Origin of the sequence: Streptomyces sp. NPDC053513 (assembly GCF_044544765.1) — a bacterium.
In the GTDB taxonomy this organism is placed as follows: Bacteria; Actinomycetota; Actinomycetes; order Streptomycetales; family Streptomycetaceae; genus Streptomyces; species Streptomyces litmocidini.
Map to the genome: position 1 here is coordinate 269,816 of NZ_JBITXP010000009.1, position 24,768 is coordinate 294,583.

Consider the following 24,768-nt stretch of genomic DNA (forward strand, 5'->3'; position numbering starts at 1 on the left):
CCCCGTCCGGTGAGTGAGACTGGTTCCACCGTAGAAATACGACGACGAAGTAGTACGAGAAACGAGGTCGGATGATGCGTACGCGTCCGCTGAAGGTGGCGCTGCTGGGCTGTGGAGTAGTCGGCTCAGAGGTGGCGCGCATCATGACGACGCACGCCGACGACCTCGCCGCGCGCATCGGCGCGCCGGTCGAGCTCGCCGGCGTGGCCGTCCGCCGGCCCGACAAGGTCCGCGGGGGAGTCCCCGCCGAGCTGATCACCACCGACGCGACCGCCCTGGTCAAACGCGGGGACATCGACGTCGTCGTCGAGGTCATCGGCGGGATCGAGCCGGCCCGCACCCTCATCACCACCGCCTTCGAGCACGGCGCCTCCGTCGTCTCCGCCAACAAGGCGCTGCTGGCCCAGGACGGCGCGAGCCTGTACGCCGCCGCCGAGCAGCACGGGCAGGACCTGTACTACGAGGCCGCCGTCGCCGGCGCCATCCCGCTCATCCGGCCGCTGCGCGAGTCCCTCGCCGGCGACAAGATCAACCGGGTGATGGGCATCGTCAACGGGACGACGAACTTCATCCTCGACAAGATGGACTCGACCGGCGCCGGCTACCAGGAGGCCCTGGACGAGGCCACCGCCCTCGGGTACGCCGAGGCCGACCCGACCGCCGACGTCGAGGGCTTCGACGCCGCTGCCAAGGCCGCCATCCTCGCCGGGATCGCCTTCCACACGCGCGTGCGCCTCGACGACGTCTACCGCGAGGGCATGACCGAGGTCACCGCCGCGGACTTCGCCTCCGCCAAGCAGATGGGCTGCACCATCAAGCTGCTCGCGATCTGCGAGCGGGCCGCAGACGGCGGGTCCGTCACCGCGCGCGTGCACCCCGCGATGATCCCCCTCAGCCACCCGCTCGCCTCCGTCCGCGAGGCGTACAACGCCGTCTTCGTCGAGGCGGAGGCCGCCGGGCAGCTCATGTTCTACGGCCCCGGGGCGGGCGGCTCGCCGACCGCCTCGGCCGTGCTCGGCGACGTCGTCGCCGTCTGCCGCAACCGTCTCAACGAGGCGACGGGCCCCGGCGAGTCCGCGTACACCCAGCTGCCCGTGAGCTCCATGGGCGAGGTCGTCACGCGGTACCACATCAGCCTCGACGTGGCCGACAAGCCGGGCGTCCTCGCCCAGGTCGCGACGGTCTTCGCCGAGCACGGCGTATCCATCGATACGGTGCGCCAGCAGGGCAAGGACGGCGAGGCCTCCCTCGTCGTCGTCACCCACCGCGCGCCCGACGCCGCCCTCTCCGGGACCGTCGAGGCGCTGCGCAAGCTCGACACCGTGCGCGGTGTCGCCAGCATCATGCGTGTTGAAGGGGAGTAAGGACCCATGACCCACAAGGGCACCCACCAGTGGCGCGGCATCATCGAGGAGTACCGGGACCGCCTTCCGGTCACGGACACGACGCCGGTCGTCACGCTCCGTGAGGGCGGCACGCCGCTCGTCCCCGCTCAGGTCCTCTCCGAGCGCACGGGCTGCGAGGTGCACCTCAAGGTCGAGGGCGCCAACCCCACCGGCTCCTTCAAGGACCGGGGCATGACCATGGCCATCACCCGGGCCAAGGAGGAGGGTGCCAAGGCGGTCATCTGCGCCTCCACCGGCAACACCTCCGCCTCGGCGGCGGCCTACGCGGTCCGCGCCGGCATGGTCTCGGCCGTCCTCGTGCCGCAGGGCAAGATCGCGCTGGGCAAGATGGGCCAGGCCCTCGTGCACGGCGCGAAGATCCTCCAGGTCGACGGCAACTTCGACGACTGCCTGACGCTGGCCCGCAGCCTCTCCGAGAACTACCCGGTGGCGCTGGTCAATTCGGTCAACCCGGTCCGCATCGAGGGCCAGAAGACCGCCGCGTTCGAGATCGTGGACATGCTGGGCGACGCCCCCGACATCCACGTCCTGCCGGTTGGCAACGCGGGCAACATCACCGCGTACTGGAAGGGGTACCGCGAGTACGCCGAGGACGGCCTCGCCACCCACCGCCCGCGCATGTGGGGCTTCCAGGCCTCCGGCTCCGCCCCGCTCGTGCGCGGCGAGGTCGTCAAGGACCCGTCGACGATCGCCACCGCGATCCGCATCGGCAACCCGGCCTCGTGGGACTACGCGATCGCCGCGCGCGACGAGTCGGGCGGCTTCATCGACGAGGTGACGGACCGTGAGATCCTGCAGGCCTACCGCCTGTTGGCCGCCCAGGAGGGCGTCTTCGTCGAGCCCGCCTCGGCCGCCTCGGTCGCCGGTCTGCTGAAGGCCGCCGCGCAGGGCAAGGTCGACCCCGGCCAGCGGATCGTCTGCACGGTCACCGGCAACGGCCTCAAGGACCCCGACTGGGCCGTCGCCGGCGCGCCGCAGCCGGTCACCGTCCCGGTCGACGCCGCGACCGCCGCCGAGCGTCTCGGCCTGGCCTGAAAGCCCGGTCTGAAAACGGCCAGGGCCACCGGTTCCTGATCGGGTGAAACCCGATCAGGAACCTACATAGGCGCACAGGATGGCTCGCGACACGCATCGTGCGCCTCCTGTGCGCCCTATGTCGCCACAGAACCTTCCTTCGATAGGCTGTACCGAACCCGCCCCGACGCATATGCGCGGTGTCGTTGCCGTTGTCGCCCCCGCGGCCGAAACGGCCCCCGGGTCCCCGAGTACTTCTCTTGAATACCCGTTGTCTGAAACACCGTTTTCGTGATCAAGGAGAGTCAACGAGCGATGGCCGGTCCAGCGTTCCGCGCCGCCGCCGTACGGGTGCGCGTCCCCGCCACCAGCGCCAACCTCGGCCCGGGCTTCGACGCCTTCGGCCTGTCGCTGGGGCTCTACGACGACGTCGTCGTCCGGGTCGCCGACTCCGGGCTGCACGTCGACATCGCCGGCGAGGGCGCCGAGACGCTCCCGCGCGACGAGCGCCACCTGCTCGTACGCTCCCTGCGCACGGCCTTCGACCTGCTCGGCGGTCAGCCGCGCGGCCTCGAGGTCGTCTGCGCCAACCGCATCCCGCACGGCCGCGGCCTCGGCTCCTCCTCCGCCGCCATCTGCGCCGGCATCGTCGCCGCCCGCGCCGTGACCATAGGCGGGGACGCCAAGCTCGACGAGGCCGCCCTCCTGGAGCTGGCCACCGAGATCGAGGGCCACCCCGACAACGTCGCCGCCTGTCTGCTCGGCGGCTTCACGCTCGCCTGGACCGAGGCCGGTGCCGCGCGGGCGATCAGGATGGACCCCTCGAATTCCATCGTTCCGGTGGTTTTCGTCCCTGGAAAGCCCGTACTGACCGAGACCGCCCGCGGACTGCTGCCGCGCACCGTCCCGCACGTGGACGCCGCCGCCAACGCCGGGCGCGCCGCCCTCCTCGTCGAGGCCCTGACCCGCCGCCCCGAGCTGCTGCTCGCGGCCACCGAGGACCGGCTGCACCAGGAGTACCGGGCCCCCGCGATGCCGGAGAGCATCGCCCTCGTGAACCGGCTGCGCGCGGACGGCGTCCCCGCGGTCATCTCCGGCGCGGGCCCCACGGTCCTCGCGCTGGCCGAACACGGGACGGCCGACAAGGTCGCCCGCCTCGCGGGCGAGGGCTGGGCCGCGAACCGGCTCGACCTCGACGCGTCCGGAGCGAGTGTCCTGCCGCTGGCGCCCTAGGCGTGCGGCGGCCGGGGCGCCGGGCAGCGCCTCGGACAGGAGATTGCCGGTGAGGGAGAGGGGGAATGTTTGTTGGAGCCGGTAGTGTTAACCTCAAGTCTGCACCCGACCTCTTTGTGGAGCGGTGCGGAGTGTCCCCATCAGGGACCACCCTTCTTCCGGGAGCCTCCCCAACTGCCTGAGCAGCCTGCCTGAGCAGTTTCGAGCATGCTCCGGAACCGGCACGACACCCCTCGCTCTTCTGCAGTGAGGGCCGAGCAGGGGGCGCTCGGGCCGGACCCACAGCACGTTTTCTCTCTCCGCCGTACCCGGCGGGACCACCGCCCCGGACACGGTCCACGAACCAGGACCCTGCCGGACAGCACAACCGGTCGCCGAGCCAGATGGCCGACGTCCGCTCCAGGGAAGGACCCTTCGTGAGCGACACCACCGATCTGATGGGCGTGACTGCCGACAACAGTGTCGACACCGCCGCGCCCGCCGCAGGTGCCACCGGCACCGCACGGCGCCGCCGCTCCGGCACCGGCCTCGAGGGCATGGTCCTGGCCGAGCTGCAGCAGGTCGCGTCCGGCCTCGGCATCAGGGGCACCGCGCGGATGCGCAAGAGCCAGCTGATCGAGGTCATCAAGGAGGCGCAGGCCGGTGGCGGCTCCGCCCCCGCAAAGGCCGCCGACGCCGCCGAGACCAAGCCGAAGCGCCGCGCCACCTCCAAGGCCCGCACGGGCGAGGCCGCCGAGGCCGCCGCGCCCCAGGCGGAGAAGGCCGAGAAGGCCGTCGCCCAGCAGCAGATCGACATCCCCGGCCAGCCGGCGGCCGACGACGCCCCGGCCGGCGAGCGCCGTCGCCGTCGTGCCACCGCCCCCGCCGGTTCCCCGGAGGGCGAGGCCAAGGCCGAGGCCGTCCAGGTCGTCAAGACCGAGGCCCGCACCGAGACCCGCGAGGTCAAGGCCGAGCCGCAGGCCGACGCCAAGGCCGAGGCCGCCGCGGACGGCGCCGAGGGCCGCGGCCGTCGCGACCGCGGCGAGCGGGGCGAGCGCGGGGAGCGCGGCGACCGCCGTGACCGCCGTGACCGTCAGCGCGACCGCAAGGGCGACGAGCAGCAGGGCGGCGGCCAGGGCGGCCAGCGCCAGCGCCAGGGTGGCCAGGGCCAGGGCGGCCAGGGCCAGCAGGCCGGTCCGCAGGACGACTACGACGACGAGGCGGGCGGCCGTCGCGGGCGTCGCGGTCGTTACCGCGACCGTCGCGGCCGTCGTGGCCGTGACGACTTCCAGGCCGGCGAGCCGCAGGTCGCCGACGACGACGTCCTGATCCCCGTCGCGGGCATCCTGGACATCCTCGACAACTACGCGTTCATCCGGACCTCCGGCTACCTGCCCGGCCCGAACGACGTGTACGTCTCCCTCGCCCAGGTCCGCAAGAACGGCCTGCGCAAGGGCGACCACGTCACCGGCGCCGTGCGTCAGCCGAAGGAGGGCGAGCGCCGCGAGAAGTTCAACGCGCTGGTCCGCCTGGACTCCGCGAACGGCATGGCCGCCGACTCCGGCCGCGGCCGCCCGGAGTTCAACAAGCTGACCCCGCTCTACCCGCAGGACCGGCTCCGCCTGGAGACCGACCCGGGCGTGCTGACCACGCGGATCATCGACCTCGTGTCGCCGATCGGCAAGGGCCAGCGCGGTCTGATCGTGGCCCCGCCGAAGACCGGCAAGACCATGATCATGCAGGCGATCGCCAACGCGATCACGCACAACAACCCCGAGTGCCACCTGATGGTCGTCCTGGTCGACGAGCGTCCGGAAGAGGTCACCGACATGCAGCGGTCGGTCAAGGGCGAGGTCATCTCCTCGACCTTCGACCGTCCGGCCGAGGACCACACCACCGTCGCCGAGCTGGCCATCGAGCGCGCCAAGCGCCTCGTGGAGCTGGGTCACGACGTGGTCGTCCTGCTCGACTCCATCACCCGTCTGGGCCGCGCGTACAACCTCGCGGCGCCCGCCTCCGGCCGCATCCTGTCCGGTGGTGTCGACTCGACCGCGCTCTACCCGCCGAAGCGCTTCTTCGGTGCCGCGCGCAACATCGAGGACGGCGGCTCGCTGACCATCCTGGCCACCGCGCTGGTCGACACCGGCTCGCGCATGGACGAGGTGATCTTCGAGGAGTTCAAGGGCACCGGCAACATGGAGCTCAAGCTCGACCGGAAGCTCGCCGACAAGCGCATCTTCCCGGCCGTCGACGTCGACGCCTCGGGCACGCGCAAGGAGGAGATCCTCCTCGGCAGCGACGAGCTCTCCATCACCTGGAAGCTGCGTCGCGTGCTCCACGCGCTCGACCAGCAGCAGGCGATCGAGCTGCTGCTCGACAAGCTCAAGCAGACGAAGTCGAACGGCGAGTTCCTGCTCCAGATCCAGAAGACCACCCCTGGAGCCGGCAACAACGACTGACGTGAGAGCCGCGTCACACGACGAGAGCCGGGCCCCGATCCCGTAACCCCGTCGTGACCTGCGTGAACCACTGCGCCCACCGTGTCCGCACGGTGGGCGCAGTGGCGTTTCCGGTCGGAGCCCGCCCAAACCTCACAGGCCCGCATGCAACCCTTTCGGGTGCTTCGCCGTCACAGAAGGTGAATCCTAGGGCTGAGGGAAGACGATGACCGAGCAGAGCAAGAGCGGACGCGCGCGGGGCGCGGGCAGCGGCCGCCGACGCAAGCAGCCCGCCGGACGACGCAAGGCGCCGATCCTGATGTCGGGGGCCGCCGCGATCCTCGTCCTCGGCGGCGCGGGCCTCGGCTACGTGTACCTCAAGCTCGACGGCAACCTCCAGGGCGTCGACATCAACGCCCAGCTCGGCGACAAGCGCCCCGAGAACGTCGACAACGGCTCCCTCGACATCCTCGTCCTCGGCTCCGACTCCCGCTCCGGCGACAACCGCGCGTACGGCGAGGACGAGGGCGGCGCCCGCTCCGACACCGCGATGGTCGTGCACGTCTACGAGGGCCACAAGAAGGCGAGCGTCGTCTCCATACCCCGCGACACCCTCGTCACCCGGCCCTCCTGCACCGACGGACAGGGGGCCGCCGTCCCCGGCGAGCGGCGGGCCATGTTCAACACCGCGTACGAGGTCGGCGGCCCCGCCTGCGCCGTCAAGACCGTCGAGTCGATGTCCGGCATCCGCATGGACCACTACATCGAGGTCGACTTCACCGGCTTCAAGAAGCTCATCGACGAGCTCGGCGGCGTCGAGATCACCACCACGCAGGCCATCAAGGACTCCAAGAGCCACCTCGACCTCGCCCCGGGCACGCACACCCTCGACGGCGAGCAGTCCCTCGGCCTCGTCCGCACCCGCAAGAGCGTCGGCGACGGCAGCGACCTCGGCCGCATCCAGCTCCAGCAGGCCTTCATGAAGGCCTTCATCGACCAGGTCAGGAGCGTCGGCGTCCTCACCAACCCGGCCAAGCTGTACGGCCTCGCCGACGCCGCCACCAAGGCCATCACGCCCGACTCCGAACTCGACTCGGTCCAGAAGCTGATGGGCTTCGCCAAGGGCCTCTCCGGCATCGGCGCGGGGAACGTCCACATGGTCACCCTGCCCGTCGAGTACGACCCCCGGGACCCCAACCGCGTCGTCCCCCTCGAAGCGCAGTCCCGGCAGGTCTGGAAGGCCCTCGAGGGCGACCTGCCGATCCCCGCGTCGGCCACGAAGGACACCGCCACCGGCAAGGCCGACGGCCTCGTGAGGTAGCCGGGAATACCTCCGGGCCGCCCCCCGTTTTGGGAGATGCGGCCGGTCCTGGCAGACTGGTACGTCGGCCCCGGTTCACGCTGTCCGCAACCCGCGGCGGCGACCCGGCGCCCTCCCGAAACTAGGAGACACCTTGAAGCGCGAGATCCACCCCGAGTACGTCGAGACCCAGGTCAGCTGCACCTGCGGCGCGTCGTTCACCACCCGTAGCACCCTCACCGAGGGCACCATCCGTGCCGAGGTCTGCTCCGAGTGCCACCCGTTCTACACGGGCAAGCAGAAGATCCTCGACACCGGCGGCCGCGTGGCCCGCTTCGAGGCCCGCTTCGGCAAGGCCGGCTCCGCCAAGTAGCGAGCCCCTGCGCCGGTCCTCGGCCGCCCCGCGCGGGCGGCCGGGACCGGCGCTTTGCCGTCCCGTAGCAACTGACGAAAACCCCAGGAGCCCCCGATGTTCGAGGCGGTCGAGGAACTGGTCGGCGAGCACGCCGACCTCGAGAAGAAGCTCGCGGACCCGTCGGTCCACGCCGATCAGGCGAACGCGCGCAAGCTCAACAAGCGCTACGCCGAGCTGACCCCGATCGTCGCCGCCTACCGGTCCTGGAAGCAGACCGGTGACGACATCGAGACCGCCCGCGAGCTGATGCACGACGACCCGGACTTCGCGGCCGAGGTCAAGGAGCTGGAGAAGCAGCGGGAGGAGCTCACCGACAAGCTCCGCCTGCTCCTCGTCCCGCGCGACCCGAGCGACGACAAGGACGTCATCCTGGAGATCAAGGCGGGCGCGGGCGGCGACGAGTCCGCCCTCTTCGCCGGCGACCTCCTCCGGATGTACCTGCGGTACGCCGAGCGCGTCGGCTGGAAGACCGAGATCATCGACGCCACCGAGTCCGAGCTCGGCGGCTACAAGGACGTCCAGGTCGCCGTGAAGACCAAGGGCGGCAACGGCGCCACCGAGCCCGGCCAGGGCGTCTGGGCACGACTCAAGTACGAGGGCGGGGTGCACCGCGTCCAGCGCGTGCCCGCCACCGAGTCCGCCGGCCGCATCCACACCTCCGCCGCCGGCGTGCTCGTCACGCCCGAGGCCGAGGAGGTCGACGTCGAGATCCACGCCAACGACCTGCGCATCGACGTCTACCGCTCGTCCGGCCCCGGCGGCCAGTCGGTCAACACCACCGACTCCGCGGTCCGCATCACCCACCTGCCGACCGGCATCGTCGCCTCCTGCCAGAACGAGAAGAGCCAGCTCCAGAACAAGGAGCAGGCCATGCGCATCCTGCGCTCCCGGCTCCTCGCCGCCGCCCAGGAGAAGGCCGAGGCCGAGGCCGCCGACGCCCGCCGCAGCCAGGTCCGCACCGTCGACCGCTCCGAGAAGATCCGCACGTACAACTTCCCGGAGAACCGCATCTCCGACCACCGCGTCGGCTTCAAGGCGTACAACCTGGACCAGGTCCTCGACGGCGACCTGGACGCCATGATCCAGGCGTGCGTCGACGCCGACTCGGCGGCGAAGCTCGCCGCAGCGTAAGGCCCCCTCAAGCCAGCCCCACCCCCGCACCACGGAGGACCAGCGTGAACCTGCTGCTTGCCGAGGTGGCCCAGGCCACCCAGCGGCTGGCCGACGCCGGCGTTCCCTCACCGCGTTTCGACGCCGAGGAGCTCGCCGCGTTCGTGCACGGCGTCAGGCGGGGGGAGCTGCACAACGTCAAGGACGCGGACTTCGACGCCCGCTACTGGGAGGCCGTCGCCCGCCGCGAGGCGCGCGAGCCGCTCCAGCACATCACCGGGCGGGCGTTCTTCCGCTACCTGGAGCTCCAGGTGGGGCCCGGCGTCTTCGTGCCCCGCCCGGAGACCGAGTCGGTCGTCGGCTGGGCCATAGACGCCGTACGCGCCATGGACGTCGTCGAACCGCTCATCGTCGACCTGTGCACCGGCTCCGGGGCGATCGCGCTGGCGCTGGCCCAGGAGGTGCCGCGCTCGCGGGTGCACGCCGTGGAGCTGTCCGAGGACGCGCTGGCGTGGACCCGGAAGAACGTCGAGGGCTCCCGCGTCACGCTGCACGAGGGCGACGCGCTCACCTCGCTGCCGGAGTTCGACGGCCAGGTCGACCTGGTCGTCTCCAACCCCCCGTACATCCCGCTCACCGAGTGGGAGTACGTGGCGCCCGAGGCCCGTGACCACGACCCGGAGATGGCGCTCTTCTCCGGCGAGGACGGCCTCGACTTCATCCGCGGCCTGGAGCGCACGGCGCACCGGCTGCTGCGGCCCGGGGGACTCGTCGTCGTCGAGCACGCCGACACGCAGGGCGGCCAGGTGCCGTGGATCTTCAACGAGGAGGCCGGCTGGGTCGACGCGGCCGACCACCCGGACCTCAACAACCGGCCGCGGTTCGCGACCGCCCGCAAGGCGATGCCATGAGCAAGCACGACGTGTACGAGGAGGACGGGAACTGATGGCACGGCGATACGACTGCAACGAGGCGACCGACCGCGCGACCGGCCTGCGCGAGGCCGCGTCCGCCGTGCGCCGGGGCGAGCTCGTCGTGCTGCCCACCGACACCGTGTACGGGATCGGGGCGGACGCCTTCAGCAGCGAGGCCGTCGGCGACCTGCTCGCCGCCAAGGGCCGGGGCCGCAACACGCCCACGCCCGTGCTCATCGGCTCCCCGAACACCCTCCACGGCCTCGTCACCGACTTCTCCGAGCAGGCCTGGGAGCTCGTCGACGCGTTCTGGCCCGGTGCGCTCACCCTCGTCGCCCGGCACCAGCCGTCCCTCCAGTGGGACCTGGGCGACAGCCGGGGGACCGTCGCCATCCGGATGCCGCTGCACCCCGTCGCGATCGAACTGCTCACCGAGGTCGGCCCGATGGCCGTCACCTCGGCCAACCTCACCGGCCACCCGGCGCCGGAGGACTGCGACGCGGCCCAGCAGATGCTCGGCGACTCCGTCTCCGTCTACCTCGACGGCGGCCCCACGCCCGGAATCGTTCCTTCTTCCATCGTCGACGTCACGGGCAAGGTGCCGGTGCTGCTGCGCGAGGGCTCGCTCTCCCCGGAGGAGCTCAGGAAGGTCGTACCCGACCTCGAGGTGGCCAGTTGACCGCCCCTGAGGGGCGTGGCATAGCGGGACACGAAGACAGCGCAACCTTCCGCATCCTCCACGTCAGCACCGGCAACGTCTGCCGCTCGCCGATCACCGAGCGGCTGACCCGCCATGCCCTGAGCGACCGCCTCGGCGACCCCCTCGGCGGCGGCCTGATCGTGGAGAGCGCGGGCACCTGGGGCCACGAGGGCGCCCCCATGGAGACCAACGCGGAACTGGTCCTCGCCGACTTCGGCGCGGACTACAGCGGCTTCGTGGGCCGCGAGCTCCTCGACGAGCACGTCATCCGCGCCGACCTGGTCCTGACCGCGACCCGCGACCACCGGGCGCAGGTCATCTCGATGGGCCACTCGGCGGGTCTGCGCACCTTCACCCTGAAGGAGTTCACCCGCCTGGTCCGCGCGATCGACCCGGCCACGCTCCCGGACCCGCGCGACGAGGGCATGGTGGAACGCGCCCGCGCCCTGGTCCGCGCGGCCGCGGCTCTACGCGGGTGGCTCCTGGCCCCGTCGGCGGACGCGGACGAGGTCAACGACCCGTACGGCGCCCCGATCACCTTCTTCCGCTCGATCGGCGACGAGATCAACCAGGCGCTGGATCCCGTGGTGACGGCTCTGACGGGCGTCTCGGCCAGGCGTTGACGGGTTTTCGGGCCCGGGCCGTGGTCCGGCGGTCGGAGGCCGCCGCAGCGTCCCGAAGCCGGGGAGGCCCCTCGGGGCCGAGCGGTGCGAGGGGCGCGTCGGGGGTCGGGTCCCGTACGGCGCCCCGATCACCTTCTTCCGCTCGATCGGCGACGAGATCAACCAGGCGCCGGATCCCGTGGTGACGGCTCTGACGGGCGTCTCGGCCAGGCGCTGACGGGTGTCCGCGCCGACGGGCGGGGCGGGCCGGCCGCGCCTACATTGGTGCTGACATCCCTCCACGCCCGGAGTCCGCCATGTCCGTCACCGCGCCACCCGATGAGGAGCTCGACGTCCTGCGCCGGCAGGACCCCGAGGTCGCCGATGTGCTGCTCGGCGAGGTGCGGCGGCAGGCCGACAGCCTGCAGCTGATCGCGGCCGAGAACTTCACCTCGCCGGCGGTGCTCGCCGCGCTCGGCTCGCCGCTCGCCAACAAGTACGCCGAGGGGTACCCGGGCGCCCGGCACCACGGCGGCTGCGAGTACGCCGACGCGATCGAACGGATCGCCGTCGAGCGGGCCACCGCGCTCTTCGGAGCGGACCACGCGAACGTGCAGTCCCACTCCGGCTCCTCGGCCGTCCTGGCGGCGTACGCGGCCCTTCTCAGGCCCGGTGACACGGTCCTGGCCATGGGGCTCGGCCACGGCGGGCACCTCACGCACGGATCGCCCGCCAATTTCTCCGGGCGGTGGTTCGACTTCGTCCCGTACGGCGTCGACGCCGAGACCGGGCTCGTCGACCACGAGCAGGTCGCCGCGCTCGCCCGCCACCACCGGCCCAAGGCGATCGTCTGCGGGGCGATCTCCTATCCGCGGCATCTCGACTACGCCGTCTTCCGGGAGATCGCCGACGAGGTGGGGGCGTACCTGATCGCCGACGCCGCCCATCCCATCGGGCTCGTCGCCGGGGGAGCGGCCCCCAGTCCCGTCCCGTACGCCGACGTGGTCTGCGCGACCACCCACAAGGTGCTCCGCGGGCCCCGCGGCGGAATGATCCTGTGCGGCGAGGAGCTCGCGGGCCGGGTCGACCGGGCGGTGTTCCCGTTCACGCAGGGCGGCGCCCAGATGCACACGATCGCGGCCAAGGCGGTGGCCTTCGGCGAGGCGTCCACCCCGGCGTTCACGGCGTACGCCCATCAGGTGGTCGAACACGCGAAGGTCCTCGCGGCCGCGCTCGCCGCCGAGGGCTTCGCGGTGACCACCGGCGGGACGGACACGCACCTCATCACCGCCGACCCCGCGCCGCTCGGGGTCGACGGCCGCACCGCCCGCGCCCGGCTCGCCGCCGCCGGCATGGTGCTCGACACCTGCGCCCTGCCCCACGGGGAGGGCCGCGGGATCCGGCTCGGCACCGCGGCCGTCACCACGCAGGGGATGGGCACCCCGGAGATGGCGAGGATCGCCGCGCTGTTCACCGTCGCGTTGCGGGACGACGCCGGGGAAACGTCCCGGGTACGCGCGGAAGTACGGGGGCTGACCTCCCGATTTCCCCCGTATGGGCGCTGACGGGAGCCCGAGCGCAACCGTTCGGATGCCCCCGGTGTCTCAGACCACATGGACGGCACGGCTAGGGTGTGGGGCTGAGATGGCCAGCGATTCCTGTGGGGCAGCCCGTGCGTGATTACCTGCTGACGCTCTGTGTCACGGCCGCGGTGACCTATCTGCTCACCGGTCCGGTGCGGAAGTTCGCCATCGCGACCGGCGCGATGCCGGAGATCCGCGCCCGCGACGTGCACCGAGAACCGACTCCGCGGCTCGGTGGCATCGCCATGTTCTTCGGGCTGTGCGCGGGACTGCTCGTCGCCGACCACCTGCAGAACCTGAACAGCGTCTTCGAGCAGTCCAACGAGCCCCGCGCGCTGCTCTCCGGCGCCGCCCTGATCTGGCTGATCGGCGTCCTCGACGACAAGTTCGAGCTGGACGCGCTCATCAAGCTGGGCGCGCAGATGATCTCGGCGGGCGTGATGGTCGCGCAGGGCCTCACGATCCTGTGGCTGCCGATCCCCGGCGTCGGCACGGTCGCCCTCACCCCCTGGCAGGGCACGCTCCTCACGGTCGCCCTGGTGGTCCTCACCATCAACGCCGTGAACTTCGTCGACGGCCTCGACGGCCTCGCCGCCGGCATGGTCTGCATCGCCGCCGCGGCCTTCTTCCTGTACGCGTACCGCCTCTGGTACGGCTACACGATCGAGGCGGCCGCCCCCGCGACCCTCTTCGCCGCCATCCTCATGGGCATGTGCCTGGGCTTCCTGCCGCACAACATGCACCCGGCGCGCATCTTCATGGGCGACTCGGGCTCGATGCTGATCGGCCTCATCCTGGCGGCCTCCGCGATCTCGATCACGGGTCAGGTCGACCCCGACGTGCTGCGGCTCTTCGAGGGATCGACCCGTGAGGCCACGCACGCGGCCCTGCCGGTCTTCATCCCGCTCGTGCTGCCGCTGACCATCATCGCGATCCCGATGGCCGACCTGGTCCTCGCGATCGTGCGCCGCACCTGGAAGGGCCAGTCGCCGTTCGCCGCCGACCGCGGCCACCTGCACCACCGGCTCCTGGAGATCGGGCACTCGCACAGCCGCGCGGTGCTGATCATGTACTTCTGGTCGGCGCTCATCGCCTTCGGCACGCTGGCCTACTCGGTCCACTCGACCTCGATGTGGATCGTCCTCGGCGTCGTCGCGCTCAGCGCGATCGGCCTGGTGCTGCTCCTGCTGCCGCGCTTCACGCCGCGCGCCCCGCGCTGGGCCCAGTCCGTGGTGCCGCCCCGCTACCGGCGCCGCAAGCCGGCCGCCGTGCCGGCGGGGTCCCTCGACCCGGCCGGGTCCGTGGACTCCGCCGACTCCGTCGAGGAGGAGCGGGAGCCCGTGCCCGCCGGGGTCAACGGCGCGACCGCCATCGGTCACCGTTCGCGCTTCACCGACCGGAGTAAGGCCGGGGCGCGCGGTTGACGAAAGCCCCATCCGGGGCCAATAGCAGACAAGGTGCCCCGCTGTCGCGCACACACGCGCGGGGTAACTCTCATGTGTGACCGTTGGCACACCTTATGGGTAAAGACCTATTCAAATAGTTTGTGATACGGTTCACGAGACCCGGCGACAGTGCCGAAAGACCGTAGTGCGACGGTCTGTTGGCCCCGAGACCCACCTCGGACCGGGCTTACGCTCGTCCATGACGACACCATCGCCCCCTCCAGAGCAAGCGGAGACACCGCCATGCCGTCGAACGACGCACGCATCCTTCTGCACACCGCCGTACCCTCCGCAGCCGTCGGCGCGATCGCCACGGTCGTCAGCGGGGTGGTCGCCGGTGGCAAGGGTGCGATCGGTGCCGTCGTCGGCACCCTGGTGGTCATCCTCTTCATGGGGATCGGGCAGCTGGTTCTCCAGCGGACGGCGAAGTCGCTTCCGCACCTCTTCCAGGCCATGGGGCTCATGCTCTACACGGCCCAGCTGCTGGTGCTCTTCATCTTCCTGGCCTTGCTGAAGAACACGACCCTGTTCGACTTCAAGGCCTTCGCCTTCACGCTGCTCGCGACGACCGTGGTGTGGGTCGCCGCACAGGCCCGGGCCTACATGAAGGCCAAGATCACGTACATCGACCCCGGAAACACGGGGCCGAAGTCGTGAAGGGTAGGGCCGGGATAAAGCCGAGTTCGGCTTCCTGCTATCGTCCGGTGCCAACTGCGGCACTGCGGACGCGGGCATCCGAAACGGCGCCTGTCCCAGCGAGAGGCTCGATGCCGAACCGCCGCCCCCTTATCCGTAAGACCAGTCCAGTGCCGACCCGCGGCTGCGTGCCGCGCCGACACAACGAGGTTGCCGTACCTATGCGCCACGCTGAAGGAGCCCGCGGTGAGTGCTGACCAGACGCTTGCCTTCGACCCGGATTGCCACATCTTCTCTGGATGTGGCTTCCCGGCGCCGGGCCTGCACACGTTCATGTACGAGCCCATCGCCACGGTGGCCGGCATCGAGATCACCAAGCCGATGCTGCTCGCTCTGCTGGGCTCCATCGTGGTCGTCGGGTTCTTCTGGGCCGCCTTCAACAAGCCCAAGCTGATCCCCGGCAAGATGCAGATGGTCGGCGAGGCCGGCTACGACTTCGTGCGCCGCGGCATCGTCTACGAGATCATCGGCAAGAAGGACGGCGAGAAGTACGTCCCCTTCATGGTGTCGCTGTTCTTCTTCGTCTGGATCATGAACCTCTGGTCGATCATTCCGCTCGCCCAGTTCCCGGTCACCTCGCTGATCGCCTTCCCGGCCGGTCTCGCGCTGATCGTGTACTTCATGTGGATCTCGCTCACCTTCAAGAAGCACGGCTTCGTGGGTGGCTGGAAGAACATCGTCGGTTACGACAAGTCCCTCGGTGCCATCCTCCCGATGGTCGTCGTCCTCGAGTTCTTCTCGAACCTGCTGATCCGGCCCTTCACGCACGCGGTGCGACTGTTCGCGAACATGTTCGCCGGTCACCTGCTGATCGTGATGTTCTCGCTGGCCACCTGGTACCTCATGAACGGCCTGGGCTTCGTCTACGCCGGCGCCTCGTTCGTGATGGTCCTCGTGATGACCGCCTTCGAGCTCTTCATCCAGGCCGTCCAGGCGTACGTCTTCGTCCTCCTGGCCTGCAGCTACGTCCAGGGCGCGCTCTCCGAGCACCACTGAGCCGCACCCGCTCCGTAGCCCCACCCCCGAAACCATCAGTCGTCCGGTGGCCAACCCCCACCGGGTCATTGAAAGAGAAGGAAGTAACGGCATGTCCGCTGCTCTCGACATGGTCAACCTCGCCGCCGGCGCCAAGGAGAACGTCGTCGGCAACGTCGCGTCGATCGGTTACGGCCTCGCCGCGATCGGCCCCGGCGTCGGCGTCGGCATCATCTTCGGTAACGGTACGCAGGCGCTCGCCCGCCAGCCCGAGGCCGCCGGTCTCATCCGTACCAACCAGATCATGGGCTTCGCCTTCTGTGAGGCGCTCGCCCTCATCGGCATCGTCATGGGCTTCGTCTACCAGTAAGCCGGACCGACTGCCCGATTCTTTTTACGGAAGGCACTGATGTGAACGCTCTGCTTCTTGCGGCAGCGGAGGAGCCTCAGCCTCCTCTGATCCCGCATCTCGACGAGCTCGTCATCGGCCTGATCGCCTTCGTCATCGTCTTCGGCTTCCTCGCCAAGAAGCTCCTCCCGAACATCAACAAGGTTCTGGACGAGCGCCGCGAGGCCATCGAGGGTGGCATCGAGAAGGCCGAGTCGGCCCAGATCGAGGCTCAGAGTGTGCTGGAGCAGTACAAGGCCCAGCTCGCCGAGGCCCGCCACGAGGCCGCGCGTCTTCGCCAGGAGGCGACGGAGCAGGGCACCGCGATCATCCAGGAGATGAAGGCGGAAGGCCAGCGCCAGCGCGAGGAGATCATCGCGGCCGGCCACGCGCAGATCGAGGCCGACCGCAAGGCCGCCTCCGCGTCGCTGCGCCAGGACGTCGGCAAGCTCGCGACCGACCTGGCCGGCAAGCTGGTCGGCGAGTCCCTCGAGGACGCCGCCCGCCAGAGCCGCACCATCGACCGCTTCCTCGACGAGCTCGAGGAGAAGGCCGAGGCTGTCCGATGAACGGAGCGAGCCGCGAGGCACTGTCCGCCGCCCGTGAGTCCCTCGACGCGCTGACCGACAACACCCCGGTCGACGCGAAGAAGCTCGCGGACGAGCTGGCCGCCGTCACCGTGCTGCTCGACCGCGAGGTGTCGCTGCGCCGGGTCCTGACCGACCCCGCCCAGTCGGGTGAGGCCAAGGCCGAGCTCGCGCAGCGACTCCTGCGCGGACAGGTGGGCGGCGAGACCGTCGACCTGGTCTCCGGCATGGTGCGTTCCCGCTGGTCGCGCTCGCGTGACCTGGTCGACGCGACCGAGGAGCTGGCGAACACCGCCGACCTCACCGCGGCGCAGAAGGCGGGCGCCCTCGACGACGTCGAGGACGAGCTGTTCCGGTTCGGCCGGATCGTGTCCTCCAGCAACGAGCTGCGCTCGGCGCTGACGGACAAGGCCGCCACGGCCACCGCGAAGGGCACGCTGCTGGGCAGCCTGCTCGGCGGCAAGGCCCACGCGACCACCGAGCGTCTGGTCGTCCGTCTGGTGACCCAGCCCCGGGGACGTAGCCTGGAAGCGGGACTCGAGTCCCTGTCCAAGCTCGCCGCGGCGCGCCGGGACCGGATGGTCGCCGTCGTCACCTCGGCGGTGCCGCTGTCGGACCGGCAGAAGCAGCGCCTCGGTGCCGTACTGGCGAAGCTGTACGGCCGCGAGATGCACCTGAACCTGGACGTGGACCCCGCGGTCCTCGGCGGGATCACGGTGCGCGTCGGTGACGAGATCATCGACGGGTCCATCGCGGAGCGCCTCGGCGAGGCGACCCGTCGACTGGCCGGCTGACGGCAGCGACCACAGCAGCACAAGGCAGCACAGCAACACAGCATCACCAGCGGCCCGGTTGGGCCGTGCAGAGATTGCAGAAGATTCCTGGGGGTCGGCCCCCAGACCCCTTAAGAAACTTCGGGCCCAACAAGGAGAGCAGGGAACCCAGATGGCGGAGCTCACGATCCGGCCGGAGGAGATCCGGGACGCACTGGAGAACTTCGTCCAGTCGTACCAGCCGGACGCGGCCTCGCGCGAGGAGGTCGGCACGGTCAGCCTGGCCGGTGACGGTATCGCGAAGGTCGAGGGTCTTCCCTCGGCCATGGCGAACGAGCTGCTGAAGTTCGAGGACGGCACCCTCGGTCTCGCCCTCAACCTCGAGGAGCGCGAGATCGGTGCCATCGTCCTCGGCGAGTTCAGCGGCATCGAGGAGGGTCAGTCGGTGCAGCGCACCGGCGAGGTCCTCTCCGTAGGTGTCGGTGAGGGCTACCTGGGTCGCGTCGTCGACCCGCTCGGTAACCCGATCGACGGTCTCGGCGAGATCGCGACCGAGGGCCGCCGCGCCCTCGAGCTGCAGGCCCCGGGCGTTATGGCCCGTAAGTCGGTGCACGAGCCGATGGAGACCGGCTACAAGGCCGTCGACGCCATGACGCCGGTCGGCCGTGGTCAGCGCCAGCTGATCATCGGTGACCGTCAGACCGGCAAGACCGCGCTCTGTGTCGACACCATCATCAACCAGCGCGACAACTGGCGCTCGGGCGACGTGAACAAGCAGGTCCGCTGCATCTACGTCGCCGTCGGCCAGAAGGGCTCGACCATCGCGTCGGTCCGTGCCGCCCTCGAAGAGGCCGGTGCGCTCGAGTACACGACGATCGTCGCCGCCCCGGCGTCCGACCCGGCCGGCTTCAAGTACCTGGCGCCGTACACCGGCTCCGCCATCGGTCAGCACTGGATGTACCAGGGCAAGCACGTCCTGATCGTCTTCGACGACCTGTCGAAGCAGGCCGACGCCTACCGCGCCGTGTCGCTGCTGCTGCGCCGCCCGCCGGGCCGTGAGGCCTACCCGGGTGACGTCTTCTACCTGCACTCCCGTCTCCTCGAGCGCTGCGCGAAGCTCTCGGACGAGCTGGGTGCCGGTTCGATGACCGGTCTGCCGATCGTCGAGACGAAGGCCAACGACGTCTCCGCGTTCATCCCGACCAACGTCATCTCCATCACCGACGGCCAGTGCTTCCTGGAGTCCGACCTGTTCAACGCCGGCCAGCGCCCGGCCCTGAACGTCGGTATCTCGGTCTCCCGAGTCGGTGGCTCCGCCCAGCACCCGGCCATGAAGCAGATCGCCGGCCGCCTCCGCGTGGACCTGGCCCAGTTCCGTGAGCTGGAGGCCTTCGCGGCCTTCGGTTCCGACCTGGACTCGGCCTCGAAGGCGCAGCTGGAGCGTGGTCAGCGCATGGTCGAGCTGCTGAAGCAGGCTCAGTACCAGCCGATGCCCACGGAGAACCAGGTCGTCTCGGTCTGGGCCGGCACCACCGGCAAGATGGACGACGTCCCGGTCGCCGACATCCGTCGCTTCGAGGCCGAGCTCCTGGCGTACCTGCGCCAGAACCACTCCGGTCTCATGACCTCCATCCGTGAGGGCAAGAAGATGTCGGACGACACGCTGACCGCCGTCGCCGACGCCATCGCGGAGTTCAAGCAGCAGTTCGAGACCTCTGACGGCAAGCTGCTCGGCGCGGACGCTCCCGCCGTCAACGTCTCGAAGTGACGACGGAAGGGACCTGACTCATGGGAGCGCAGCTCCGGGTCTACAAGCGTCGCATCAAATCCGTCACCGCGACGAAGAAGATCACCAAGGCGATGGAGATGATCGCCGCCTCGCGTGTCGTCAAGGCGCAGCGCAAGGTGCAGGCGTCGACTCCGTACGCGACCGAGCTCACGCGCGCGGTCACGGCGGTGGCGACGGGTGCGAACGACAAGCACCCGCTGACCACCGAGGCGGAGAACCCGAGCCGTGCCGCGGTCCTGCTCCTCGCGAGCGACCGCGGTCTGGCCGGCGCCTTCAACTCCAACGCCATCAAGGCGGCGGAGCTGCTCATCAGGAAGCTGGAGGGCGAGGGCCGGACGGTCGACATCTACGTCGTCGGTCGCCGCGGCGTCTCGCACTTCAACTTCCGCGAGCGGGCGATGGCCGGCACGTGGGTGGGCTTCACGGACGAGCCCAGCTACGCGGACGCCAAGAAGATCGCGGCCCCGCTGATCGAGGCGATCGAGAAGGACACGGCCGAGGGCGGCGTGGACGAGCTCCACATCGTCTACACCGAGTTCGTCTCGATGATGACCCAGACGGCGGTCGAGGCCCGGCTGCTGCCCCTCAGCCTCGACGAGGTGGCGAAGGAGGCCGGCGAGCCGGAGACCCTCCGCCCGCTGTACGACTTCGAGCCGTCGGCGGAGGACGTCCTCGACGCCCTTCTGCCGCGCTACGTCGAGAGCCGGATCTACAACGCGCTGCTCCAGTCGGCTGCCTCCAAGCACGCCGCCACGCGCCGCGCGATGAAGTCGGCCACCGACAACGCGGGAGACTTGATCAACAACCTCTCCCGACTTGCCAACGCGGCCCGCCAGGCCGAAATCACCCAGGAAATCAGCGAGATCGTCGGTGGCACCGCAGCCCTGGCCGACGCGACCGCGGGGAGTGACAAGTAATGACGACCACTGTTGAGACGGCCGCCGCCACGGGCCGCGTCGCCCGGGTCATCGGCCCGGTCGTCGACGTGGAGTTCCCCGTCGACGCGATGCCGGAGATCTACAACGCCCTGCACGTGCAGGTCGCCGACCCGGCCGAGGAGGGCGCGCTCAAGACGCTGACCCTCGAGGTCGCGCAGCACCTCGGTGACGGCATCGTCCGCACCATCTCGATGCAGCCCACCGACGGTCTGGTCCGCCAGGCCCCCGTGGTCGACACCGGCGACGGCATCACCGTGCCCGTCGGCGACGTCACCAAGGGTCGCGTGTTCAACACGCTGGGCCAGATCCTGAACGAGCCCGAGGCGGAGTCGGAGGTCAGCGAGCGCTGGTCCATCCACCGCAAGGCCCCGGCGTTCGACCAGCTCGAGTCGAAGACCGAGATGTTCGAGACCGGCCTGAAGGTCGTCGACCTCCTCACCCCGTACGTCAAGGGTGGAAAGATCGGTCTGTTCGGTGGTGCCGGTGTCGGCAAGACCGTTCTGATCCAGGAAATGATCATGCGTGTGGCGAAGCTGCACGAGGGTGTTTCCGTGTTCGCCGGTGTCGGTGAGCGTACGCGTGAGGGCAACGACCTCATCGCGGAGATGGAGGACTCGGGCGTTCTCGACAAGACCGCCCTCGTCTTCGGCCAGATGGACGAGCCCCCGGGCACCCGTCTCCGTGTGGCCCTCGCCGGTCTGACCATGGCGGAGTACTTCCGCGATGTGCAGAAGCAGGACGTGCTGTTCTTCATCGACAACATCTTCCGCTTCACCCAGGCCGGTTCCGAGGTGTCGACCCTGCTCGGCCGTATGCCCTCCGCGGTGGGTTACCAGCCGAACCTGGCCGACGAGATGGGTCTCCTCCAGGAGCGCATCACCTCGACCCGTGGTCACTCGATCACCTCGATGCAGGCGATCTACGTCCCCGCCGACGACCTCACCGACCCGGCGCCGGCGACCACCTTCGCCCACCTCGACGCGACGACGGTTCTCTCCCGTCCGATCTCCGAGAAGGGCATCTACCCGGCCGTGGACCCGCTGGACTCCACGTCCCGGATCCTGGACCCGCGCTACATCGCGCAGGACCACTACGACGCCGCCACGCGCGTCAAGGGAATCCTGCAGAAGTACAAGGACCTCCAGGACATCATCGCGATCCTCGGTATCGACGAGCTGAGCGAGGAGGACAAGCTCGTCGTCCACCGCGCGCGTCGTGTCGAGCGCTTCCTGTCCCAGAACACCCACGCGGCGAAGCAGTTCACCGGTGTGGACGGTTCGGACGTTCCGCTCGACGAGTCGATCGCCGCGTTCAACGCGATCTGCGACGGTGAGTTCGACCACTTCCCGGAGCAGGCGTTCTTCATGTGCGGTGGCCTTGAGGACCTCAAGAACAACGCCAAGGAGCTCGGCGTCTCCTGAGCCCCGTGCTCGCCCGAGGGGGACGGGATCCGTCCCGTCCCCCTCTCCACGCCCCCTAGAATTGACCCCAACACCCGGCACGACCGCCGGGTGGTGACCCGAGGAGCCACCCTTGGCTGCTGAGCTGCACGTCGAGCTGGTCGCCGCGGACCGGAGTGTCTGGTCCGGCGAGGCCACCCTGGTCATCGCGCGTACCACCTCCGGCGACATCGGCGTCATGCCCGGCCACCAGCCGCTGCTCGGTGTGCTGGAGTCGGGCCCGGTGACCATCCGTACGAGCGAGGGCGGGACGATCATCGCCGCCGTCCACGGTGGATTCATCTCGTTCGCCGACGACAAGCTGTCTCTGCTCGCGGAGATCTGCGAGCTGGCGGACGAGATCGACGCCCAGCGCGCCGAGCGCGCGCTGGAGCGTGCGAAGACGGACTCCGACGCCGCCGCCGAGCGGCGCGCCGAGGTCCGGCTGCGCGCGGTAGCGGTCCGCTGACGGTCCGCGCCGAGTAGAAGTGCCCTCAGCCGCGGCACGGTCCGGAATACTCCGGAGCGTGTCGCGGCTGAGGCGATGCAGATGCAGGTCGTATTCGGTTCTGCCGGCGGTGCCGGCTACGGGACGCAGCGAGGAGGTCGGTGAAGATGTTCCTCGCTCTGCTCGTGTGCGGCCTGGTCGTCGCACTGGTGGTGATCGGGCTCTTCGTCTTCGGCTTGCGCCGCAGACTGATCCAGCGCGCCGGCGGCACCTTCGACTGTTCGCTGCGCTGGGACGTCCCCGACGAGCCGGATCCGACCGGCAAGGGCTGGGTGTACGGCGTCGCCCGCTACAGCGGTGACGAGATCTCCTGGTTCCGTGTCTTCTCGTACGCGCCCCGCCCGCGCCGGGTCCTGGAGCGCGCCTCCATCGTGGCCCTGGAGCGCCGGATGCCGGAGGGCGAGGAGGAGCTCGCGCTGCTCTCCGACGCGGTGATCCAGCCCTGCATGTACGAGGGCGTCCGCCTGGAGCTCGCGATGAGCGAGGACGCCCGGACGGGCTTCATGGCCTGGCTGGAGGCGGCGCCTCCGGGGCAGAGGGTCAATGTGGCCTGAGGCATGAAGGAGCGGGGACGGCGTGCTGCGCCGTCCCCGCTCCTCGTCTCGTGCTAGTTCAGGCCGCTGTTGATGGCGCCGACCAGCTCGCCGTTGGTGGTGTCGCCGCTGAACTCCCAGAAGAACGCTCCGCCGAGGCCCTGGTTCTTGGCCCAGCTCATCTTCGAGTTCACGGTGGCGGGGGTGTCGTAGCTCCACCAGTTGGTGCCGCAGTGGGCGTACGCCGTGCCCGCGATGGTGCCGTTGGCCGGGCAGGAGTTCTTGAGGACCTTGTAGTCCTCGATGCCCTGCTCGTACGTGCCCTGCGCCGGGCCGGTCGCCGTGCCGCCGGGGGCGGACTGGGTGACGCCGGTCCAGCCGCGGCCGTAGAAGCCGATGCCGAGGAGGAGCTTGTTGGCGGGGACGCCCTTCGCCTTGAACTTGGCGATCGCCTCGGCGGAGTTGAAGCCCGCCTGCGGGATGCCGGCGTACGAGGTGAGCGGGGAGTGCGGGGCGGTCGGGCCCTTCGCCTCCCAGGCACCGAAGAAGTCGTACGTCATGACGTTGAACCAGTTCATGTACTGCGCGGCGCCCGCGTAGTCGGCGGCGTCGATCTTGCCGCCCGTGGAGGCGTCGGCGGTGACGGCCGCGGTGACCAGGTTGTTGGCGCCGAACTTGGCGCGCATGGCCTGCATCATGTTCTTGAAGGCGGCCGCGCCGCTGGTGTCGCAGGACAGGCCGCAGGCGTTGGGGTACTCCCAGTCCAGGTCGATGCCGTCGAAGACGTCGGCCCAGCGCGGGTCCTCGACCAGGTCGTAGCAGGACTGGGCGAAGGCGGTCGGGTTCTGCACGGCCTGGCCGAAGCCGCCGGACCAGGTCCAGCCGCCGAAGGACCACAGGACCTTGATGTTCGGGTAGGCCTTCTTCAGCTTGCGGAGCTGGTTGAAGTTGCCGCGCAGCGGCTGGTCCCAGGTGTCGGCGACGCCGTCGACGGACTGGTCGGCGGTGTAGGCCTTGTCGTAGTCGGCATAGGCGTCGCCGATGGTGCACTTGCCGTTCTGGACGTTGCCGAAGGCGTAGTTGATGTGCGTGATCTTCGACGCGGAGCCGGAGGTCACGATGTTCTTCACGTGGTAGTTGCGCCCGTAGACGCCCCAGTTGGCGAAGTAGCCCATCTTCACGGCGTTCGGGAGGGGCTGGCCGCCGCCCCCGCCGGTGGTGCGGACGGCGACCGGGCCGGCGGCGGGGCCGGTCTGGTCGGCCGTGTCGCGGGCGACGACGGTGTACGAGTAGTCGGTGCCCGCGGTGAGGCCGCTGTCGGTGAAGGTGAGGCCGGTGGTGGTGGTCACCTTGGTGCCGTCGCGCAGGACGTCGTAGTTCTTGACGCCCTTGTCGTCGGTGGCCGCGGTCCAGGTGAGCTTCGCCGAGGTGTCGGTGACGTTCGAGGCGACCGGGGTGCCGGGCGCCGAGGGCGGGTTGTCGCCCGGCTGGGTGGTGCCGTCGCAGGGAGCGCCGTTGATCTTGCAGCCGGTGGGTGCGCCGGGGCCGGCGCCGTTGTAGCCGAAGGAGACGGAGGCGCCGGGGGCGAGGGTGCCGTTCCAGCCGACGTTCTTGGCGGTCCAGTGGGTGCCGGAGCTGGTGACGGTGGCGTCCCAGGCGGAGGTGACGGAGGTGCCGGAGGGGTAGTCCCACTCGACGGTCCAGGAGCTGATGGTGGTGGTGCCGGTGTTCTTGACGGTCCAGCTGGCGCCGAACCCGGTGCCCCAGTCCTGGGTCTTGGTGTAGGTCGCGGTGGCCGAGGTGGCGGCTTCGGCGGGGGAGGCGAGGCCGACCAGGGCGGCCAGGGGCAGGATCAGGGCGGTCAGTCCGGCGGCGGTCCGGTGTCTGAACCCTGCTCTGCGCGTCGGTGCTTGAGTGCTCAACGGTGCTCCTCAAGTTGCGGACGGACAAGGTGGGGGTGGTCCGAAAGGTGCGCGCGCCCCGCGAGCGTAGGAAGGTCTGGA

The 24,768-nt window shown here is 70.0% G+C and carries 23 protein-coding genes and 1 pseudogene; 23 read left to right on the plus strand and 1 reads right to left on the minus strand.

Translation table 11 applies throughout. The features are described from left to right. Window positions 1-71 precede the first annotated feature (71 nt). The 23 genes and pseudogenes from ACIGW4_RS18450 (at window position 72) to ACIGW4_RS18560 (ending at window position 22,786) form a co-directional block, all read left to right on the plus strand. Window positions 72-1,364: a homoserine dehydrogenase gene (locus tag ACIGW4_RS18450; RefSeq protein ID WP_185094632.1), complete on the plus strand. Its 1,293-nt coding sequence runs from the start codon at window positions 72-74 to the stop codon at window positions 1,362-1,364. A 6-nt stretch (window positions 1,365-1,370) separates the two neighbouring features. Continuing rightward, complete coding sequence (gene thrC / locus ACIGW4_RS18455) at window positions 1,371-2,441, plus strand: threonine synthase (protein ID WP_359588263.1); 1,071 nt, start codon at window positions 1,371-1,373, stop codon at window positions 2,439-2,441. Window positions 2,442-2,735: 294 nt separating this feature from the next. Next, window positions 2,736-3,653, plus strand: coding sequence for a homoserine kinase (thrB, locus tag ACIGW4_RS18460; protein ID WP_093874080.1), 918 nt, complete (start codon window positions 2,736-2,738; stop codon window positions 3,651-3,653). A 416-nt stretch (window positions 3,654-4,069) separates the two neighbouring features. Next, a complete protein-coding gene (gene rho, locus ACIGW4_RS18465; RefSeq protein WP_399581546.1) occupies window positions 4,070-6,091 on the plus strand; it encodes a transcription termination factor Rho in 2,022 nt (673 codons plus the stop codon). 205 nt (window positions 6,092-6,296) lie between these two features. Beyond that, the gene (locus ACIGW4_RS18470) at window positions 6,297-7,391 is read left to right on the plus strand and encodes an LCP family protein (protein ID WP_123455405.1); all 1,095 of its coding nucleotides are present in this window, start codon (window positions 6,297-6,299) and stop codon (window positions 7,389-7,391) included. A gap of 133 nt (window positions 7,392-7,524) precedes the next feature. Beyond that, complete coding sequence (gene rpmE / locus ACIGW4_RS18475) at window positions 7,525-7,743, plus strand: 50S ribosomal protein L31 (RefSeq protein ID WP_030321069.1); 219 nt, start codon at window positions 7,525-7,527, stop codon at window positions 7,741-7,743. A 96-nt stretch (window positions 7,744-7,839) separates the two neighbouring features. Beyond that, window positions 7,840-8,916: a peptide chain release factor 1 gene (gene prfA, locus ACIGW4_RS18480; protein WP_359588267.1), complete on the plus strand. Its 1,077-nt coding sequence runs from the start codon at window positions 7,840-7,842 to the stop codon at window positions 8,914-8,916. A 44-nt stretch (window positions 8,917-8,960) separates the two neighbouring features. Next, entirely contained in the window at window positions 8,961-9,806 is an 846-nt protein-coding gene (prmC, locus tag ACIGW4_RS18485; protein WP_123455407.1) for a peptide chain release factor N(5)-glutamine methyltransferase, read from the plus strand. 34 nt (window positions 9,807-9,840) lie between these two features. Then, the gene (locus ACIGW4_RS18490; protein ID WP_123455408.1) at window positions 9,841-10,488 is read left to right on the plus strand and encodes an L-threonylcarbamoyladenylate synthase; all 648 of its coding nucleotides are present in this window, start codon (window positions 9,841-9,843) and stop codon (window positions 10,486-10,488) included. Continuing rightward, window positions 10,485-11,132 carry a protein-tyrosine-phosphatase gene (locus ACIGW4_RS18495; RefSeq protein ID WP_359588269.1) on the plus strand — a complete coding sequence of 216 codons (648 nt, stop codon included), beginning with the start codon at window positions 10,485-10,487 and terminating at the stop codon, window positions 11,130-11,132. The genes ACIGW4_RS18490 and ACIGW4_RS18495 overlap by 4 nt, the downstream gene beginning before the upstream one ends. A 112-nt stretch (window positions 11,133-11,244) precedes the next feature. Next, window positions 11,245-11,349 (plus strand): annotated as a pseudogene (locus tag ACIGW4_RS18500) (protein-tyrosine-phosphatase); the annotation flags it as partial. A 79-nt stretch (window positions 11,350-11,428) separates the two neighbouring features. Beyond that, complete coding sequence (gene glyA / locus ACIGW4_RS18505) at window positions 11,429-12,676, plus strand: serine hydroxymethyltransferase (protein WP_399581550.1); 1,248 nt, start codon at window positions 11,429-11,431, stop codon at window positions 12,674-12,676. Between the two features lie 107 nt (window positions 12,677-12,783). Next, window positions 12,784-14,118 (plus strand): MraY family glycosyltransferase, encoded by a 1,335-nt coding sequence (locus ACIGW4_RS18510; RefSeq protein ID WP_359588272.1) that lies wholly within the window; start codon window positions 12,784-12,786, stop codon window positions 14,116-14,118. A 264-nt stretch (window positions 14,119-14,382) separates the two neighbouring features. Further along, a complete protein-coding gene (locus ACIGW4_RS18515) occupies window positions 14,383-14,796 on the plus strand; it encodes a hypothetical protein (protein ID WP_123455412.1) in 414 nt (137 codons plus the stop codon). Window positions 14,797-15,021: 225 nt separating this feature from the next. After that, window positions 15,022-15,831: a F0F1 ATP synthase subunit A gene (gene atpB / locus ACIGW4_RS18520; RefSeq protein WP_123455413.1), complete on the plus strand. Its 810-nt coding sequence runs from the start codon at window positions 15,022-15,024 to the stop codon at window positions 15,829-15,831. Window positions 15,832-15,922: 91 nt separating this feature from the next. After that, window positions 15,923-16,180 carry an ATP synthase F0 subunit C gene (gene atpE, locus ACIGW4_RS18525; RefSeq protein WP_093874070.1) on the plus strand — a complete coding sequence of 86 codons (258 nt, stop codon included), beginning with the start codon at window positions 15,923-15,925 and terminating at the stop codon, window positions 16,178-16,180. Between the two features lie 41 nt (window positions 16,181-16,221). Continuing rightward, complete coding sequence (locus tag ACIGW4_RS18530; protein ID WP_123455414.1) at window positions 16,222-16,767, plus strand: F0F1 ATP synthase subunit B; 546 nt, start codon at window positions 16,222-16,224, stop codon at window positions 16,765-16,767. Continuing rightward, window positions 16,764-17,579, plus strand: a complete 816-nt coding sequence (locus ACIGW4_RS18535; RefSeq protein WP_399581554.1) for a F0F1 ATP synthase subunit delta — start codon at window positions 16,764-16,766, stop codon at window positions 17,577-17,579. The genes ACIGW4_RS18530 and ACIGW4_RS18535 overlap by 4 nt, the downstream gene beginning before the upstream one ends. A gap of 151 nt (window positions 17,580-17,730) precedes the next feature. Then, on the plus strand, window positions 17,731-19,326 hold the full coding sequence (atpA, locus tag ACIGW4_RS18540; protein ID WP_123455416.1) for a F0F1 ATP synthase subunit alpha: 1,596 nt from the start codon (window positions 17,731-17,733) through the stop codon (window positions 19,324-19,326). Between the two features lie 20 nt (window positions 19,327-19,346). Further along, the gene (locus tag ACIGW4_RS18545; RefSeq protein ID WP_123455417.1) at window positions 19,347-20,264 is read left to right on the plus strand and encodes a F0F1 ATP synthase subunit gamma; all 918 of its coding nucleotides are present in this window, start codon (window positions 19,347-19,349) and stop codon (window positions 20,262-20,264) included. Continuing rightward, window positions 20,264-21,706, plus strand: coding sequence for a F0F1 ATP synthase subunit beta (gene atpD, locus ACIGW4_RS18550; RefSeq protein WP_123455418.1), 1,443 nt, complete (start codon window positions 20,264-20,266; stop codon window positions 21,704-21,706). The genes ACIGW4_RS18545 and atpD overlap by 1 nt, the downstream gene beginning before the upstream one ends. A 112-nt stretch (window positions 21,707-21,818) precedes the next feature. Then, entirely contained in the window at window positions 21,819-22,193 is a 375-nt protein-coding gene (locus tag ACIGW4_RS18555; protein WP_123455419.1) for a F0F1 ATP synthase subunit epsilon, read from the plus strand. A gap of 146 nt (window positions 22,194-22,339) precedes the next feature. Continuing rightward, a complete protein-coding gene (locus ACIGW4_RS18560; RefSeq protein WP_123457494.1) occupies window positions 22,340-22,786 on the plus strand; it encodes a DUF2550 domain-containing protein in 447 nt (148 codons plus the stop codon). 53 nt (window positions 22,787-22,839) lie between these two features. On the opposite strand, the gene ACIGW4_RS18565 is transcribed toward ACIGW4_RS18560, so the two are convergent. Further along, a complete protein-coding gene (locus ACIGW4_RS18565) occupies window positions 22,840-24,687 on the minus strand; it encodes a glycosyl hydrolase family 18 protein (protein WP_399581559.1) in 1,848 nt (615 codons plus the stop codon). Between the last annotated feature and the right edge of the window lie 81 nt (window positions 24,688-24,768).

Excerpts from the sequence above, each read along its gene's own strand:
- ACIGW4_RS18450 (WP_185094632.1), top strand. The coding sequence starts at position 72 with ATGATGCGTACGCGTCCGCTGAAGGTGGCGCTGCTGGGCTGTGGAGTA.
- thrC (WP_359588263.1), top strand. The coding sequence starts at position 1,371 with ATGACCCACAAGGGCACCCACCAGTGGCGCGGCATCATCGAGGAGTAC.
- thrB (WP_093874080.1), top strand. The coding sequence starts at position 2,736 with ATGGCCGGTCCAGCGTTCCGCGCCGCCGCCGTACGGGTGCGCGTCCCC.
- ACIGW4_RS18470 (WP_123455405.1), top strand. The coding sequence starts at position 6,297 with ATGACCGAGCAGAGCAAGAGCGGACGCGCGCGGGGCGCGGGCAGCGGC.
- prfA (WP_359588267.1), top strand. The coding sequence starts at position 7,840 with ATGTTCGAGGCGGTCGAGGAACTGGTCGGCGAGCACGCCGACCTCGAG.
- ACIGW4_RS18490 (WP_123455408.1), top strand. The coding sequence starts at position 9,841 with ATGGCACGGCGATACGACTGCAACGAGGCGACCGACCGCGCGACCGGC.
- glyA (WP_399581550.1), top strand. The coding sequence starts at position 11,429 with ATGTCCGTCACCGCGCCACCCGATGAGGAGCTCGACGTCCTGCGCCGG.
- ACIGW4_RS18515 (WP_123455412.1), top strand. The coding sequence starts at position 14,383 with ATGCCGTCGAACGACGCACGCATCCTTCTGCACACCGCCGTACCCTCC.
- atpE (WP_093874070.1), top strand. The coding sequence starts at position 15,923 with ATGTCCGCTGCTCTCGACATGGTCAACCTCGCCGCCGGCGCCAAGGAG.
- ACIGW4_RS18535 (WP_399581554.1), top strand. The coding sequence starts at position 16,764 with ATGAACGGAGCGAGCCGCGAGGCACTGTCCGCCGCCCGTGAGTCCCTC.
- atpA (WP_123455416.1), top strand. The coding sequence starts at position 17,731 with ATGGCGGAGCTCACGATCCGGCCGGAGGAGATCCGGGACGCACTGGAG.
- ACIGW4_RS18545 (WP_123455417.1), top strand. The coding sequence starts at position 19,347 with ATGGGAGCGCAGCTCCGGGTCTACAAGCGTCGCATCAAATCCGTCACC.
- atpD (WP_123455418.1), top strand. The coding sequence starts at position 20,264 with ATGACGACCACTGTTGAGACGGCCGCCGCCACGGGCCGCGTCGCCCGG.
- ACIGW4_RS18560 (WP_123457494.1), top strand. The coding sequence starts at position 22,340 with ATGTTCCTCGCTCTGCTCGTGTGCGGCCTGGTCGTCGCACTGGTGGTG.